A 14,572-nucleotide genomic window follows, 5' to 3' on the forward strand; every position below is an offset into this window, starting at 1 on the left:
TATCGACATCTACTCCACGTTCGCGAAGGAGGGCGGCCGCGTCGGCAGCGGCACCCTCGGCAGCGGCCAGGGCGGGGTTGCGCGATGTGCGCGATGACGTACGCGCACTGCCTGCGCGCCCGCTTGCACCAACCGCACCGCCTGCACAGCCAGTTCAGACGAAGACCTGCCGACTTCCCGGCCGCGTCCCCGTAGATCCGAGGGATGCGAGCACCGGGCCAACGAGAGGAAAGCCTCCCGTGCCTGCCCCCCGTACCACGCTCCGCCGCAGCATCGCCGCTGCCGCCGCCCTGCCGCTGCTCGCCGTCGCACTCACCGCCTGCGGCTACGGCTCCGAGTCGAAGGACGACGGCTCCAAGAAGTCGGACGTCGCCGCCGACGCGAAGAAGCTCTCCACGGACACCGTGCGGATCGGCTACTTCCCCAACCTCACGCACGCCACCGCGCTGGTCGGCGACCAGGAGGGGCTCTTCCAGAAGGAACTGGGCGGCACCCGGCTCAAGACCTCGCAGTTCAACGCGGGTCCTTCCGAGATCGAGGCGCTCAACGCCGACTCGATCGACATCGGCTTCATCGGCCCGTCGCCCTCCATCAACGGCTTCACCAAGTCCAAGGGCAAGAGCCTGCGGATCATCGGCGGTTCCGCCTCCGGTGGGGTGAAGCTGGTCGTCAACCCGAAGAAGATCAAGACCCTGGACGACCTCAAGGGCAAGAAGATCGCCACCCCGCAGCTCGGCAACACGCAGGACGTGGCCTTCCTCAACTGGATCTCCGAGAAGGGCTGGAAGGTCGACGCCCAGAGCGGCAAGGGCGACGTCTCCGTGGTCCGTACGGACAACAAGGTGACCCCGGACGCCTACAAGTCCGGTTCCATCGACGGCGCCTGGGTCCCCGAGCCCACCGCGTCGAAGCTGGTCGCCGAGGGCGCCAAGGAGCTGCTCAACGAGTCGAATCTGTGGCCGGACAAGAAGTTCGTGATCACGAACATCATCGTGTCGCAGAAGTTCCTCAGCGAGCACCCGGACGTCGTCGAGGCGGTGCTGCGCGGCTCGGTGAAGACCAACGCGTGGATCAACGCCAACCCGGACAAGGCGAAGGCCTCCGCCAACGCCGCGCTCGAGAAGCTGACCGGCAAGGCGCTGCCCGCCGAGATCCTCGACCCGGCGTGGAAGTCGATCCAGATCACCGATGACCCGCTGGCCGCCACGCTGGACGCGCAGGCCGAGCACGCGGTGAAGGCCGGTCTGCTGGAGAAGCCGGACCTGAACGGCATCTACGACCTGAAGCCGCTGAACAAGGTCCTGAAGGCCGCGGGCAAGCCCGAGGTCGCCGACGCCGGTCTCGGCGTCAAGTAAGCGACCGGCCCCGCACCCGAACCCAGGATTCCCAGGAGGTGACGACCATGGCGACCACCCTCACCAAGGCCGAGGACCGTACAGCGGTCGGGCACGCCGCCCGTATCGCACATGTCTCCAAGTCCTTCGGCGGACCGCAGGGGCAGCAGCTCGTCCTGGACGACATCACGCTCGATGTCGCACCGGGCGAGTTCGTCACCCTCCTGGGAGCCTCCGGGTGCGGAAAGTCGACGCTGCTCAACCTGGTGGCCGGACTCGACCGCCCGACCGCGGGGTCCATCGAGACCCCCGGCGGGCGGCCGGCCCTGATGTTCCAGGAGCATGCCCTGTTCCCGTGGCTGACCGCGGGCAAGAACATCGAACTCGCGCTGCGGCTGCGCGGCGTACCCAAGTCGGAGCGCCGCACGGAAGCGGAACGGCTGCTCGAACTCGTACGTCTGGGCGGGGCGTACCAGAAGCGTGTGCATGAACTCTCGGGCGGTATGCGACAGCGGGTGGCAATGGCCCGGGCCCTCGCCCAGGACAGTCAACTGCTGCTGATGGACGAGCCGTTCGCCGCTCTCGACGCCATTACCCGGGATGTGCTGCACGACGAGCTGACCCGGATCTGGCGCGAGACGAACGTCTCGGTCCTCTTCGTCACACACAATGTGCGCGAAGCGGTGCGGCTCGCCGAGCGGGTCGTCCTGCTGTCGTCCCGCCCCGGCCGGATCGCCCGCGAGTGGACGGTCGAGATCGAGCAGCCGCGCCGTATCGAGGACACCGCGGTCGCGGAGCTGTCCGTCGAGATCACCGAACAACTGCGTGGGGAGATCCGCCGTCATGGCCAGCACTGACACGAAGCCCGACGATCTGGCCGGTCTGGAGGCCGGGCTCGACGCGCTGGACGCCGTGCAGGTGCGCCGCACCCCGGTGCGCGAGGTGCTGCTGAGCAAGGTGCTGCCGCCGGTACTCGCGGTGGCGCTGGTGATCATCGTCTGGCAGCTGCTCGTCGAGGCCCAGGTCACCGACGACTACAAGCTGCCCTCACCGGCCGCGGTGTGGCACAGCGCGTCCGACATGTGGCTGCAGGGGACGCTCCTGGAGGTCGTCTGGACCAGCATCTCGCGCGGTCTGCTCGGCTTTCTGCTGGCCGTGGCCATCGGTACGCCGCTGGGTCTGCTGGTCGCCCGGGTGAAGTTCGTACGGGCCGCGATAGGCCCGATCCTGTCCGGGCTGCAGTCCCTGCCGTCGGTCGCCTGGGTGGCACCGGCCGTGATCTGGCTCGGGCTGAACGACAAGATGATGTACGCCGTGATCCTGCTGGGCGCCGTCCCCTCGGTCGCCAACGGGCTGGTCTCCGGCGTCGACCAGGTGCCGCCGCTGTTCCTCAGGGCGGGTCGTACGCTCGGCGCGACCGGGCTGCGCGGGACCTGGCACATCGTGCTCCCGGCCGCATTGCCCGGCTATCTGGCCGGCCTCAAGCAGGGCTGGGCGTTCTCCTGGCGCTCGCTGATGGCCGCCGAGATCATCGCGTCCTCCCCCGATCTCGGGCTGGGGCTCGGCCAGTTGCTGGAGAACGGCCGCAACAACGCGGACATGCCCGGCATCTTCCTCGCCATCATCCTGATCCTGTTCGTCGGCATCGCGATCGACCTGCTGATCTTCAGTCCGCTGGAGCGGTGGGTGCTGCGCAGCCGCGGTCTCCTCGTCAAGAACTGAGCCACGCCATGTCCGCCCCGGTCCTCCTCGTCATCGCCCACGGCAGCCGCGACCCGCGGCACGCGGCGACCGTGCACGCGCTGACCGCGCGGGTACGGTCGCTGCGGCCGGGGCTGCGCGTGGAGACCGGTTTCCTGGACTTCAACGCGCCCTCGGTACCGCGGGTGCTGGAACGGCTGGCGGCCCAGGGTGCGGGGGACGTCATCGCGCTCCCCCTGCTGCTCACCCGGGCCTTCCACGCCAAGTCCGACATCCCCTCGGTGCTGCACGAGGCCCGGACCGGACTGCCTCGGCTGCGCATCCGGCAGGCCGAGGTGCTCGGCCCGTCACCCCTGCTGAACTCGGCGCTGGAACGGCGGCTGTACGAAGCCGGAATCCGTCCCGGTGACCGCGGCTCGACCGGGCTCGTCCTGGCCTCGGCGGGCTCCACAGACCCGGAGGCGATCGCAGTGATCGCTGAAATCGCGCGGGAGCTGCGGCACACCGGTTGGTGCGCCGTGCGGCCTGCGTTCGCCTCCGCATCCCTCCCTCGCACCGAGGACGCGGTACGGGCCCTGCGGGCCGAGGGTGTCCGGCGGGTGGCGGTGGCCCCTTACGTCATCGCACCCGGCCGGCTCCCGGACCGTATCGCCGCGGGCGCGGCCGGGGCGGACGTGCTGGCCGATGTCCTGGGCGCGTCACCGGAGTTGGCGCGGCTGCTGCTGACCCGGTACGACGAGGCCCGCGTCCCGCTCGCACGGCCGGCGTCGCTCAGCGCGTAGAGCTCGACGTGTGGAGGCCTGCGTTCCTCAGCCCACATCCAGGCTGCCCGTGCGGGTCCGCTTGAGTTCGAAGAGGTCCGGAGTCCCGGCAAGTACCCGGAAGCTGTCGAAGATCCGCGCCGCGTCCTCGCCACGCGGTACGGCCCGCAGAACCGGCCCGAACCAGACCGAGCCGTCGACATGGATCGTGGGCGTCCCGACATAGGCGTCCGCCTCCGGATCCTTGCCGGCGTCGTGGCTGAGCCGCAGTGCCTCGTCGTACGTCTGCGAGTGCGCGGCGGCACCGAGCGCGGCGGGCAGCCCGAGCTGGGCGAGGGACTGGGCGATCACCTCGTCGAAGTCCTCGTTCTTCTGCCGGTGGATGCGGCTGCCCATCGCGGTGTAGAGATCGCGGAGCACGGCATCACCGTGGGCGGCGGCCGCCGCGACCGCGACCCGCACCGGGCCGATCGACTTGTCGACCAGTTCCCGGTACCAGTCGGGGAGTTCATTGCCGATGTTGTGCAGGTAGAGGCTCATGACGTGGAAGCGGAGCTCGATGTCGCGCTGCTGCTCCACCTCCAGCATCCAGCGGGAGGTGATCCAGGCGAACGGGCAGGCCGGGTCGAAGTAGAAGTCGACAGCGGTCCTGCCCGTGTCCGGGGTGCGGTGAGTGGTCATGCGTCGAGCCTAGCCAGGTATTGGCGTACCGACCCGGGCCATTCACCGTCCGATCAACTGGGCCACTTTCAGGCCGCGGTCCAGTGCGGGTCGCGTCCGCTGTGGGCCAGCACCCGTTCGAGCACCGAAGCCGATGCGGGCAACGTCACCTCGTCGGCAAAGCCGTCGTACTGCCGGTAGAGCGCGGCGGTTTTGTCGACGACATCGAGGACATAGGCGGCCGCCTCGTCGGAGAGCCGGAGCTCCTCTCCAACGGCGCGGGCCACGTCCCAGGTATGCAGGGCCGTCTCCTCGATGAGCATCTCGGCGATCTCGGAGGCCGGGGAGGTCGAACCCCCGAGGTCGATCTCGCCCTCCCAGACCGCCGGGTCCGACCAGGCGGCGACGGCACGGTCCAGCTGCGCCGCGTACTTCTGCGCCCAGTCGGCGTCGGCGGTGAAGTCGCGGGTGGTGAGCTCGTCGGGGAGGTCCTTGCGCAGGGCGCGGTGCTCCAGGCCGTAGGAGGTGTAGAGCACCCAGTGGTTGATGAGTCCGCGCAGGTCCCATTCGCCGCAAGGTGTGGTGGGCAGGTCGAGCTGTTCGGTGCTGATGGAGCGGGCGATACGGGCCGCCTCGGCAGCGCATTCGGTCATATGAGCGTGCTCGTTCTTCATGCGCCCCACGCTAGGACAGATCCCCGCCGCAGTATTGAAAAAAGGCGACGACGGACGGTCCGGCCGCTTCAGGCGGCGGCGTCGACGAGTGCGGCCAGTTCGGCCACGGACATCGAGCCGGGCTCCCGGCGCTGAAGCGCGAAGGTGTTCGCGGTGCGCCGCAGTACGTCGTTGACCGGTGTGGGTACGCCGTGCAGGCGGCCGAGGAGCACGATCTCGCCGTTGAGGTAGTCGGCCTCGATCGTGCCCGTACCCCGGCTGAGGCTCTGCCAGGACGAACCGGCGCCGCGCGGGGACCCGTCGAACGGCTCGAAGCGGATCCTGCCGGCCCGGGTCTCGGCCTGTTCCTCCTGGCCGACCGGATCGATCCCGGCGGCCGCGAGCACGGCCTGGCCCTCCGCGAGTGCCCGCTTGAACAGATCGAACGCGTCCTGTTCGGTGAGCGGGCCGGTGACGGCCTCGATCGCGTTGGCGAGGTTGGAGAGCAGCTTGCCGTACTTCCAGCGCATCACGTCCGGCACGACCGGGGCGAGCATCTTCGACTTCTCCAGGTCGGCGGCGATCAGCCGGACCGTCTCGTCGGTCCCGGTGGGGTAGCAGCCCAGATGCAGGATGCCGGTCAGCGGCGTTCCGGAGGCGGAGACCTCGCCGGGTTCGACGAAGGTGGCGGGCAGCCAGACGCACATGCCGTACACGTGCCGGAAGCGGCGCAGTGCGAGGCGTTCGCTCTCCACCCCGTTCTGCGCGCAGATCAGCGGCAGCCGCTCGCTCGCCGTGGAGCCGCCCGCGACGGGCCGGACGCTCCAGGCGTCGAGGGCGGCCGTGCTGTCCTGCGTCTTCACGGCGAGTACGAGTACGTCGTCCGCGGTCAGGTCGAGCGCCTCGGGCCGGTCGACGACGGGGAGCGGGTGGGTGCGGGGCCCGTCGGGTGTGACGAGCCGCAGCCCGCCGGTGCGCAGCGCCTCGTACTGCGCGCCTCGTGCGACGAGTACGACATCGTGGCCGGCCTCGGACAGCCGTCCCCCGATGGCGCCGCCGACGGCGCCCGCCCCGACGATGATGTAGCGCATCCCGGCTCCCGTTCCGCAGCCTCACAGGTGAGAACGCCGATTTCCCGAAGGGCCGGCAACTCCTCAGCATAGGGCGAGTAATCGTGGCGCCGATTGCCTCTACTGTTCCCGTTATGTCTTCCACGTCACACCCCCTCGATGATGTGTTCCTGCTCGGCGGCGAACTGCCCGTACGCCGTCTCGGTTACGGCACCGCCCAGCTCACCGGCCCCGGATACTGGGGGCCGCGCGGGGAGCGGCAGGATGCCGTGGCCGTGCTGCGGGCGGCCGTCGAACGGGGTGTCACGCTCATCGACACCGCCGACAACTACGGCCCCGGGCTGGCCGAGGAACTGGTGGCCGAGGCCCTCCACCCGTATCGCGAGGATCTGGTGATCGCGACCAAGGGCGGTGTGGTGCGCACCAGCGACAGCGCCTGGCACATCGCGGGCCGTCCCGAGCAGCTGCGGGCGATGTGCGAGGCCAGTCTGCGGCGGCTGCGGACGGACCGGATCGACCTCTACCAGCTGCACCGGCTGGACCCGGACGTACCCATGGCCGACCAGCTGGGCACTCTGGATGCGCTGAGGCAGGAGGGTAAGATCCGGTACATCGGTCTGGACACCCTCACCGCCGATCAGCTGGAGCAGGCTCTCTCCCTGACCGGGATCGCGTCGGTGCAGAACCGCTTCAATCTCCTCGACCGTTCGTCGGACGCGGTACTGACGGTGTGCGAGGCCCACGGCCTGGCATTTCTGCCCTGGTTCCCGCTGGCCAATGGCGCTCTGACCGGCGAGGCGGCCGCGGCGCTGACCGGTGTCGCCGATCGGCACGGTGCCACCCGCGGGCAGATCGCCCTCGCCTGGCTGCTGCACCGCTCCCCCGTGCTGTGCCCGACTCCGGGCACCGGTTCGCCCGTCCATCTGACGGAGAACCTGGGGGCTCGGGAGATCCGGCTGTCCGCCCAGGACGTGAGCCGCCTGGAAGCGCTCGCACCCGTATGAAGGAGTACCCGCACGTGAGCACACGTACCACCGCCACTGTTCCCGCGCCGGCCGGTACCTCCGGTTCCCCTGCCGCCGTCCCGGTGATCCGGGCCGACGGTGTCTCGCTCGTACGGGACGGCAATGTCCTGCTCGACTCGGTCTCCCTGACCGTGCGCAGCGGTGAGCACTGGGCCCTGCTCGGTGCGAACGGGGCCGGGAAGAGCACGCTGCTGGGGCTGCTCGGCGCGGTCAACCACCCCACCAGGGGCTCGGTCGAGGTGCTGGGGCGCACCCTCGGCCGGGTCGATCTGCGGGAGCTGCGGTCGCTGCTCGGGCATGTCAATCCGCGCCATCCGCTGCGTTCGCCGCTGTCGGTGCATGAGGTGGTGCTGACCGGTCTGACCAACTCGGTCGAGCCGGTGCCGCGCTGGCCCGCGAGCCAGGAGCAGCGAGCGCAGGCGGAACGGCTGCTGAAGATGCTCGGCATGGGCGGCAAGACCGAATCGCGCTGGCCCGCGCTCTCGCAGGGTGAGCGGGGCCGTACGCTCATCGCCCGCGCCCTGATGCCGCAACCGCGGCTGCTGCTGCTCGACGAGCCGGCCACGGGTCTTGATCTTGCCGCCCGTGAGCAGTTGCTCGACAGTCTGGACACGCTGCGCGAGGAGCATCCGGAGCTGGCGACGGTCCTGGTCACGCACCATCTGGAGGAGCTGCCCGCCTCCACCACGCATGCGATGCTGCTGCGGGGCGGACGGTGTGTGGCATCGGGTCCGGCCGACGAGGTGCTGACCACCGATCAGGTCAGCGACTGCTTCGGACATCCGGTGCGGATCTCCCGTACGGACGGCCGGTGGACGGCGCGGGCGCAGCGCGTCACCCGTCGCTGAACGGGCTCAGCCGTCGGCGTCGAGCCCGCCGTCCGCGGCGAAGGCGAACGGCGTGGCCTGGTGGAAGTAGAGCACCCAGCCCGCGTCGGTGAGCCGCCACAGCGAACTGCGGTGGGCGAGGTGCCCTTTCGTCTCGGTGTCGTAGGTGAGGTGGACGAATTCGTCGTCCAGCTGGACTCCGCGCATCCGGGACGCAGTGAGCGGGCCGGGGCGCGGGGCGTCCTCGGCGGTGAGCGAGGCGATGAGCGTGTCACGGTCCCAGACCCGGCCTGCGGAGTCGATCTCGCGGTACTCGGGGTGCAGCACCTGGGCGAGGAGTTCGGCGGAGGCGCGTACCACCGGGTCGAAGAGGCGGAGCTCGCCCTCCACCGCTGCGGCCACGCCGGGGGACGGTTCGCTCACGTGCGGGCTCCGTCGTGTGTGGTCTCCGTGGGCGCCGTCATCTCCATCAGCTTGACCACGGTGTTTTGATCCCGCACAACAGCGCCGCGTACATCGTCATGGGCACACCATAGGACGATCCGTCCACGCAGTGCGGCCGCCGCGCCCCGTGGGGGAGGGCGCGGCGGCCGCCGATTGCGTTGTGCCGGGCTTCTGCTGCCCGGTCACGGCTGCGGGGGTCGGTTACTCAACGACCTTCAGCAGCTTGTTCGGCGTGCCCTCGGTCGCGTTGGAGATCGCGTCGGGGGTGGCCCCGTCGGTCAGCGCCGTGGCGACCTCCGCCGGGGTGGCGTCCGGGTGTCCGGAGAGGTAGACGGCGGCGGCACCGACGACGTGCGGGGTCGCCATGGACGTACCGGAGATGGTGTTGGAGCCGTCGTCGCTGTCGTTCCAGGACGAGGTGATGTCCGATCCGGGAGCGTAGATGTCCACGATCGAGCCGTAGTTGGAGAACGACGACTGCTCGTCGTCCACCGTGGACGAGGCGACCGTGATGGCCTCCGGGACGCGGGCCGGGGAGCTCTCGCTCGCGTCGGCGGAGTCGTTTCCGGCGGCCACCGCGAAGGTGACTCCGGAGGCGATGGCCTTCTGGACCGCGGAGTCGAGCGCCTCGTCCACGCCGCCGCCGAGGCTCATGTTGGCGACCGAGGGGCCCTCGTGGTTGGCGGTCACCCAGTCGATGCCCGCGACGACCTGCTCGGTGGTGCCCGAGCCGGAGTCGTCGAGGACCCGGACGGCGACGATCTTCGCCTTCTTGGCGACCCCGTAGGTCTTACCGGCGATGGTGCCCGCCACGTGGGTGCCGTGACCGTTGCCGTCGTCGGCGCTGTCGTCGTTGTCGACGGCGTCGTAGCCCGAGCTGGCCCGGCCCTCGAACTCGCTGTGCGTGGTACGGACACCGGTGTCGATGACGTACGCGGTGACGCCCTCGCCCGCGCTGTCCGGGTAGGTGTACGCGTTGTCGCCGGCCGTCTCGGTCTGGTCGATCCGGTCCAGCCCCCAGGACGGCGGGTTGTCCTGGGTGGCGTCGATGTGGAACTTCTTGTTCTGGACGACCTTGGAGACGGCCGGGTCGGCCGCGAGGCGCTTGGCCTCAGTCAGCGAAAGGCCGCTGGCGGAGAAGCCGTTGATGGCGGAGTTGTAGTTCCGCTTGAGCTTGCCGCCGTACTCCTTGGCAAGCTTCGTCTTGTCGGCCTTCTGGTCCAGCATCACGATGTAGCTGCCCGAGACGGCGGTCGCCGCGTCGGCACCGTAGACGGTGCCCGTCGCGGGAGCGGGTGCGGCGCCGGCCAGGGAGGTGCCCAGCAGGGTGACTCCGGCCGCTGCGGCCACTGCGGTTATCGCCGCGGTCAGCTTGATCCGACGTGCGCGCTTGTGAATCGCCATGAAGAGGGGTCTCCTCGTCATTCTTTGTGGGGGGATTGACCCCCGGCCGGAAAATCTCCGGGGGTTGGCTCGAAACCCTCGCCCATTGACGCGCCCAGATCAAGACCTTCATACGGCTGTGACTTACTCAACAAGGTTTCGTAATAAGAAACCGGCCAGCTGTACCCAAGTCGGGCACCGTCGCCGCAACATCCGTCACACGTACGGGGCTTGCCGCTCCCGCAACGACGACCGGCGCACTTCGCGAAGGGGAAGGCGAACCCCGCCGGCGTGCCCGGGCGGACGAGGAGACGGCTTGATTCCGCCCCCGTTGGTTTCGCCCCCGCCCGTCAGGCGGGAAGCCCGGCCTCGATGAGGCCGGGCTTCCCGCCGAACCGGTCGACGGCCTGTGGCACGGCGACCATCGGGGTTCCGGCGGCGAGCCCCTCCTGACTGCCCCCTGGACGAGACGTCTCGTGCAGGTGGTTTCGGGGTGCCTCAGCGCTGATACCGGGCCAGCACCCGGTTCCCGTCGTCCACCAGACGTTTCCTCAGCTCCTTCTCGCCGATCGCCCCGCTGTAGTACTCCTGGAGGGCGGGGGTGGCAACCTTGTCCTTCCATTCCGGGTAGCCGCGGACCGACTGGGCGGGCGCCGGCCGGAGCTCCTTCGCGACCGCGACACCGGTCGACCAGCCGTCCTTGTCGGTGTGCAGGGCCGGGTCCGCGAGGGCCGCGGTGCCGGTCGGGAGCATCCAGTCGCCCTTGGCGAGACGCACCATGTTCTGCGGCCGGAGCAGGAAGTCGATGAACTGCGCGGCCTCCTTCTTGTGCGGGCTGGCCTCCGAGACGGACAGGGTCTGCGGACTCACCCCCTGGGCGAGGCCCCCGCTGCCGGCCGGGGCGGGCAGGACTGTCCACTCGAAGCCCTCGGGGGCCTGCTCGACGACCTGCTGACGGTACGAGAAGCCGAGCGGAACCATCGCGTACTTGCCGCCGAAGAACCCGGGGAGGGTGTCGGAGCCGCCCATGCCGAGCGCGGTGCGGGCGGCGCTGTGGTCGGTGTTGACCTGGTCGTGAATGGTGCCGGGGACGATCTGGTCGCCCTCGCCCGCCCGGATGGTCACCTTGCCGTCGGCGCCGGGGTGGAAGAGCCGGCCGCCGGCGGAGAGCCCGAGGTTGAGGGTGACGGAGACGGGTTCCTTCAGCGGCCAGGCGACGCCGTATCTCCCCTTGCCCGTCAGCTCCTTGGTGATCTGCCGGAACTCGGTCCAGCTCCAGGGGCTGTCGGGGGTCGGGATACGGACCCCCGATTCCTTGAGGATCCTGGTGTTGGCGATCAGGACGCGGGGCTCCTGGAGGAACGGCACTCCGTAGACGCCGTCGCCGAAGGTGGTCGTCTGCCAGCTCTGCTGCGGGATGTCGGCGGTCAGCCGGTCGGGGAGAAGCGTCCGCAGATCGGCGAGGTAGCCGCCGTACGCGAAGTCGGCGAGGTCGTCGGAGGCGTCATGGATGACGTCCGGAGCCTCGTCGCCCTCGAAGGAGGTGAGCAGCTGGTCGTGGACGGTGTCCCAGCTGCCCTGGACGTAGTTGACATGTATGCCGGGGTGGGTTTCGTTCCACTCCTTCACCAGCTGCTTGTTGGCGTCGACTGACTCCTTCTGCCAGGCCAGCGACTGGAAGCTGATCTCGGTCCGCCCGTTGTCGTCCCTGCCGTCGCCCGTCGCCGCGCAGCCGGTGAGCAGCATGGTCAGCGCGGTGGCCACGGCGGCGGCCGCCGTCCGTACGGATGCGCGCATCAGCTCTTCACCGCCCCGGCCAGCATGGAGCCCGCGATCCGCCGCTGGATGATCGCGAAGATGACCAGCGAGGGAAGGGTCGCGAGGAACGCGGCGGCGGCGAGCGGCCCGAGATCGGCCGCACCCTCCGCGCCGATGAAGTGGGTCAGTACGACCGGCAAGGTCTGCTTCTCCGGTGTCTTGAGCAGGACGAGCGCGAAGAAGAACTCGTTCCATGCGGTGATGAACGCGAAGAGTGCGGTCGCGACGATGCCGGGGGCCAGCAGCGGGGCGGTGACCGAGACGAGCGTCCGCAGCCGGCCCGCACCGTCGACCGAGGCGGCCTCTTCGAGCTCGGCGGGCACGGCCCGTACGTATCCCACCAGCATCCACAGCGCGAAGGGCAGCGCCCAGACGACATACACCATGATCAGCCCCCACAGGGTGTTGATCAGATGGAGGTTCTTCAGGACCAGGAAGAGCGGAATGATCAGCAGGACGAATGGGAACGCCTGGCTGACCACGACCCATCCGGTGGTGGCCGTCGAGAGCCTGGAGCGGTGGCGGGCCATGACATAGGCCATGGGCGTGGCGATGAGGACCGCGACGACGGCGGCACAGAGCGCGGCGATCAGCGAATTGGCGGCGGCCTGGAGCAGCGGCTGTTCGTCGAATGCCTTGCGGAAGTTGTCCAGCGTCGGATGCTCGGGGATCCAGGTCGGGTGCAGGGAACCCAGCTCGCGCGCCGGTTTGAAGGCGGTGGAGATCAGCCACAGGAACGGGAACGCCAGGAAGACGAGATAGCCGAGCAGTGCGACGTACTGTCCGGCGCGCGCGGATCTGCTGCTGCGCAGGCTCACCGGTCCTCGCCTCCCCTGAGCCGGCCGACGAGATACACCGCGAGGATCACGGAAATCACCGCGACCATCACACAGCCCATCGCCGCGGCGTAGCCGAACTGTCCGTAGCGGAAGGCCTCTTCGTACGCGAAGAGCATCGGCAGCCGGGTGCGGCCGCCGGGTCCGCCGTTGGTCAGTACGTAGACCAGGGCGAAGGAGTTGAAGTTCCAGATGAAGTTGAGCGCGGTGATGGAGAGCGCGATCGGTCTGAGCACCGGCCAGGTGACGGTACGGAAGCGGCGCCAGGCACCTGCTCCGTCCAGGGCGGCCGCCTCGTGGAGTTCGTGCGGGGTGTTCTGCAGTCCGGCCAGGAGGGCGACGGTTGTCTGGGGCATGCCGGCCCAGACGCCCACGACGATCACGGCGGGCAGGGCGGTGGCGAGTCCGGTGAGCCAGTCCCGGCCGTCGCCGAGGCCGAGATCGCGGATCGTCTCGTTGAGGACGCCCGCGTCCGGGTTGTAGACGAGCCGCCACATGATGCCGACGACCACCTCGGGCATCGCCCACGGAATGATCGCCAGCGCCCGCGCCAGCCAGCGCATCCGCAGATTCTGATTGAGCAGCAGGGCGAGGCCGAGCGCCAGTACGAACTGCGGGACGGTGACGCCGACCGCCCACAGCAGACCGATCCGGAACGAGTCCCAGAAGAGGGCATCGTGGAGCAGGTCCTGGAAATTCAGCCCGCCGACCCACTGGGTGGAGCGGGTGCGGCCGGACTGGGCATCGGTGAAGGCCAGCGCGATGCCGTAGAGGAGCGGGCCGACGCTGAGGATCAGGATCGGGATCAGCGCGGGCAGTACCAGGAACCACGTGCCAGCGTTCCGGTTGATCGGTCGGGTCTGCTTGTCGTGCGGACTGCCGGGCGGACCGTGCCTTCCGGATCGTACGGTTGCACTCGCCAATGTCATGAATTCGCCCCCTTGCGTCATTCCATCGGTTTCATACCGTTCTGGCCGCTCAGGTGGCCCTCGTCATCGTGCTGACGGGCCGTCGGTTCGTCAAGCCAACCTGCACAGATGCGAAAATCGGAGCCATGAACGAGATGCGTGCGCGCGAGGTGCTGACCGCTGCCGGACTGTCCGACGGCGCGGAGCTGCTCGCGCTGGGTGAGAACGCGGTGTTCGCCGTGGACGACCTGGTGGTCAAGGTCGGCCGGGACGCCGTGCAGAACCCGGAGCTGCGGGACCGGGCCGAGCGCGAGGTGGCCGTCGCTCAATGGCTGGCCGCCTCCGGTGTCCCCGCCGTACGGGCCGCCGAGCCCGGGGCGCGGCTGGTGGAGGGCCACCCGGTGACGCTCTGGCACCGGCTGCCCGACGCCGTGCGCCCTGCCGAACCGCAGGATCTGGCGCACCTGCTCACCCTGGTCCACGCACTGCCCGCCCCGGACGGATTCACCCTGCCGCGCCGTGAGCTGCTGGGTGGGGTCGAGCGCTGGCTGCGGCTCGCGGGCGATGCGATCGACCCGGCCGACGCCGGCTATCTGCGTGAGCGCCGCGACGGCTTCGCGGCGGCCGCGGCCGCGCTGGTCCCCCATCTGCCGCCCGGGCCGATCCATGGCGACGCCCTCCCCCGCAATGTCCATGTCGGTCCGGGCGGGCCGGTGCTGGTCGATCTGGAGACCTTTTCCGCGGATCTGCGCGAGCACGATCTGGTGGTACTCGCACTGTCCCGGGACCGGTACGGGCTGGCGGCCGAGGCATACGACGCCTTCACCGCCGCGTACGGCTGGGACGTCCGCGCATGGGACGGCTGCGCGGTGCTGCGCGGGGCACGGGAGACGGCCAGCTGTGCGTGGGTCTCCCAGCACGCGCCGACCAATCCGAAGGCGCTCGCGGAGTTCCGCCGCCGGGTGGCGTCGCTGCGCGACGGTGACGCGGCGGTGCGGTGGTATCCGTTCTAGGACGCGGATGACCGGGTCCGGGGCGCGGGTGACCGGGGTCGTCCGGTGACCGTTTCGTCCTCAAGCGCCGGACGGGCTCAAAGATGTCCTCGATCGCCGGACGGGCTTGATTTTCGCCCGACACCGTCGCAGATCCGTG

15 protein-coding genes are annotated in these 14,572 nt (G+C 69.6%); 7 read left to right on the forward strand and 8 right to left on the reverse strand.

The window, feature by feature from the left end; translation table 11 throughout:
- The first annotated feature begins 239 nt into the window (after positions 1-239).
- From ACGFU7_RS31380 to ACGFU7_RS31395, 4 genes are read left to right on the forward strand one after another with little or no spacing between them, the layout of a single operon-like run.
- On the forward strand, positions 240-1,355 hold the full coding sequence (locus tag ACGFU7_RS31380; RefSeq protein WP_393700268.1) for an aliphatic sulfonate ABC transporter substrate-binding protein: 1,116 nt from the start codon (positions 240-242) through the stop codon (positions 1,353-1,355).
- 47 nt (positions 1,356-1,402) lie between these two features.
- A complete protein-coding gene (locus ACGFU7_RS31385) occupies positions 1,403-2,191 on the forward strand; it encodes an ABC transporter ATP-binding protein (RefSeq protein ID WP_393700270.1) in 789 nt (262 codons plus the stop codon).
- Entirely contained in the window at positions 2,178-3,056 is an 879-nt protein-coding gene (locus ACGFU7_RS31390) for an ABC transporter permease (RefSeq protein WP_393700272.1), read from the forward strand. Before ACGFU7_RS31385 ends, ACGFU7_RS31390 begins: the two co-directional genes overlap by 14 nt.
- 8 nt (positions 3,057-3,064) lie before the next feature.
- The gene (locus ACGFU7_RS31395; protein ID WP_393700274.1) at positions 3,065-3,817 is read left to right on the forward strand and encodes a sirohydrochlorin chelatase; all 753 of its coding nucleotides are present in this window, start codon (positions 3,065-3,067) and stop codon (positions 3,815-3,817) included.
- A 27-nt stretch (positions 3,818-3,844) separates the two neighbouring features.
- On the opposite strand, the gene ACGFU7_RS31400 is transcribed toward ACGFU7_RS31395, so the two are convergent.
- The 3 genes from ACGFU7_RS31400 to ACGFU7_RS31410 all read right to left on the reverse strand — a co-directional run bounded on the left by ACGFU7_RS31400 (position 3,845) and on the right by ACGFU7_RS31410 (position 6,200).
- On the reverse strand, positions 3,845-4,477 hold the full coding sequence (locus ACGFU7_RS31400) for a DsbA family protein (protein ID WP_393700276.1): 633 nt from the start codon (positions 4,475-4,477) through the stop codon (positions 3,845-3,847).
- A 68-nt stretch (positions 4,478-4,545) separates the two neighbouring features.
- The gene (locus tag ACGFU7_RS31405) at positions 4,546-5,130 is read right to left on the reverse strand and encodes a TIGR03086 family metal-binding protein (RefSeq protein ID WP_393700277.1); all 585 of its coding nucleotides are present in this window, start codon (positions 5,128-5,130) and stop codon (positions 4,546-4,548) included.
- Positions 5,131-5,198: 68 nt separating this feature from the next.
- Positions 5,199-6,200, reverse strand: coding sequence for a ketopantoate reductase family protein (locus ACGFU7_RS31410; RefSeq protein ID WP_393700278.1), 1,002 nt, complete (start codon positions 6,198-6,200; stop codon positions 5,199-5,201).
- A 113-nt stretch (positions 6,201-6,313) separates the two neighbouring features.
- Between ACGFU7_RS31410 and ACGFU7_RS31415 the strand changes: the two genes are divergently transcribed.
- On the forward strand, positions 6,314-7,183 hold the full coding sequence (locus ACGFU7_RS31415) for an aldo/keto reductase (protein WP_393700279.1): 870 nt from the start codon (positions 6,314-6,316) through the stop codon (positions 7,181-7,183).
- Positions 7,184-7,266: 83 nt separating this feature from the next.
- Positions 7,267-8,052, forward strand: a complete 786-nt coding sequence (locus ACGFU7_RS31420; protein ID WP_393700435.1) for an ABC transporter ATP-binding protein — start codon at positions 7,267-7,269, stop codon at positions 8,050-8,052.
- Between the two features lie 6 nt (positions 8,053-8,058).
- Here ACGFU7_RS31420 and ACGFU7_RS31425 read toward each other — a convergent pair whose 3' ends face one another.
- The 5 genes from ACGFU7_RS31425 to ACGFU7_RS31445 all read right to left on the reverse strand — a co-directional run bounded on the left by ACGFU7_RS31425 (position 8,059) and on the right by ACGFU7_RS31445 (position 13,441).
- Positions 8,059-8,454, reverse strand: coding sequence for a DUF4440 domain-containing protein (locus tag ACGFU7_RS31425; RefSeq protein ID WP_393700281.1), 396 nt, complete (start codon positions 8,452-8,454; stop codon positions 8,059-8,061).
- Between the two features lie 222 nt (positions 8,455-8,676).
- Positions 8,677-9,879: a S8 family serine peptidase gene (locus ACGFU7_RS31430; protein WP_393700283.1), complete on the reverse strand. Its 1,203-nt coding sequence runs from the start codon at positions 9,877-9,879 to the stop codon at positions 8,677-8,679.
- 477 nt (positions 9,880-10,356) lie between these two features.
- Positions 10,357-11,655 (reverse strand): ABC transporter substrate-binding protein, encoded by a 1,299-nt coding sequence (locus ACGFU7_RS31435; protein WP_393700284.1) that lies wholly within the window; start codon positions 11,653-11,655, stop codon positions 10,357-10,359.
- The gene (locus tag ACGFU7_RS31440) at positions 11,655-12,494 is read right to left on the reverse strand and encodes a carbohydrate ABC transporter permease (protein ID WP_393700286.1); all 840 of its coding nucleotides are present in this window, start codon (positions 12,492-12,494) and stop codon (positions 11,655-11,657) included. Before ACGFU7_RS31440 ends, ACGFU7_RS31435 begins: the two co-directional genes overlap by 1 nt.
- Positions 12,491-13,441 (reverse strand): carbohydrate ABC transporter permease, encoded by a 951-nt coding sequence (locus ACGFU7_RS31445; RefSeq protein ID WP_393700288.1) that lies wholly within the window; start codon positions 13,439-13,441, stop codon positions 12,491-12,493. The genes ACGFU7_RS31440 and ACGFU7_RS31445 overlap by 4 nt, the downstream gene beginning before the upstream one ends.
- Positions 13,442-13,566: 125 nt before the next feature.
- On the opposite strand from ACGFU7_RS31445, the gene ACGFU7_RS31450 reads away from it, so the two are divergent.
- A complete protein-coding gene (locus tag ACGFU7_RS31450) occupies positions 13,567-14,433 on the forward strand; it encodes a phosphotransferase enzyme family protein (RefSeq protein WP_393700290.1) in 867 nt (288 codons plus the stop codon).
- Positions 14,434-14,572 lie beyond the last annotated feature (139 nt).

This window comes from Streptomyces sp. NPDC048473 (genome assembly GCF_043200155.1).
Classification (GTDB): Bacteria; Actinomycetota; Actinomycetes; order Streptomycetales; family Streptomycetaceae; genus Streptomyces.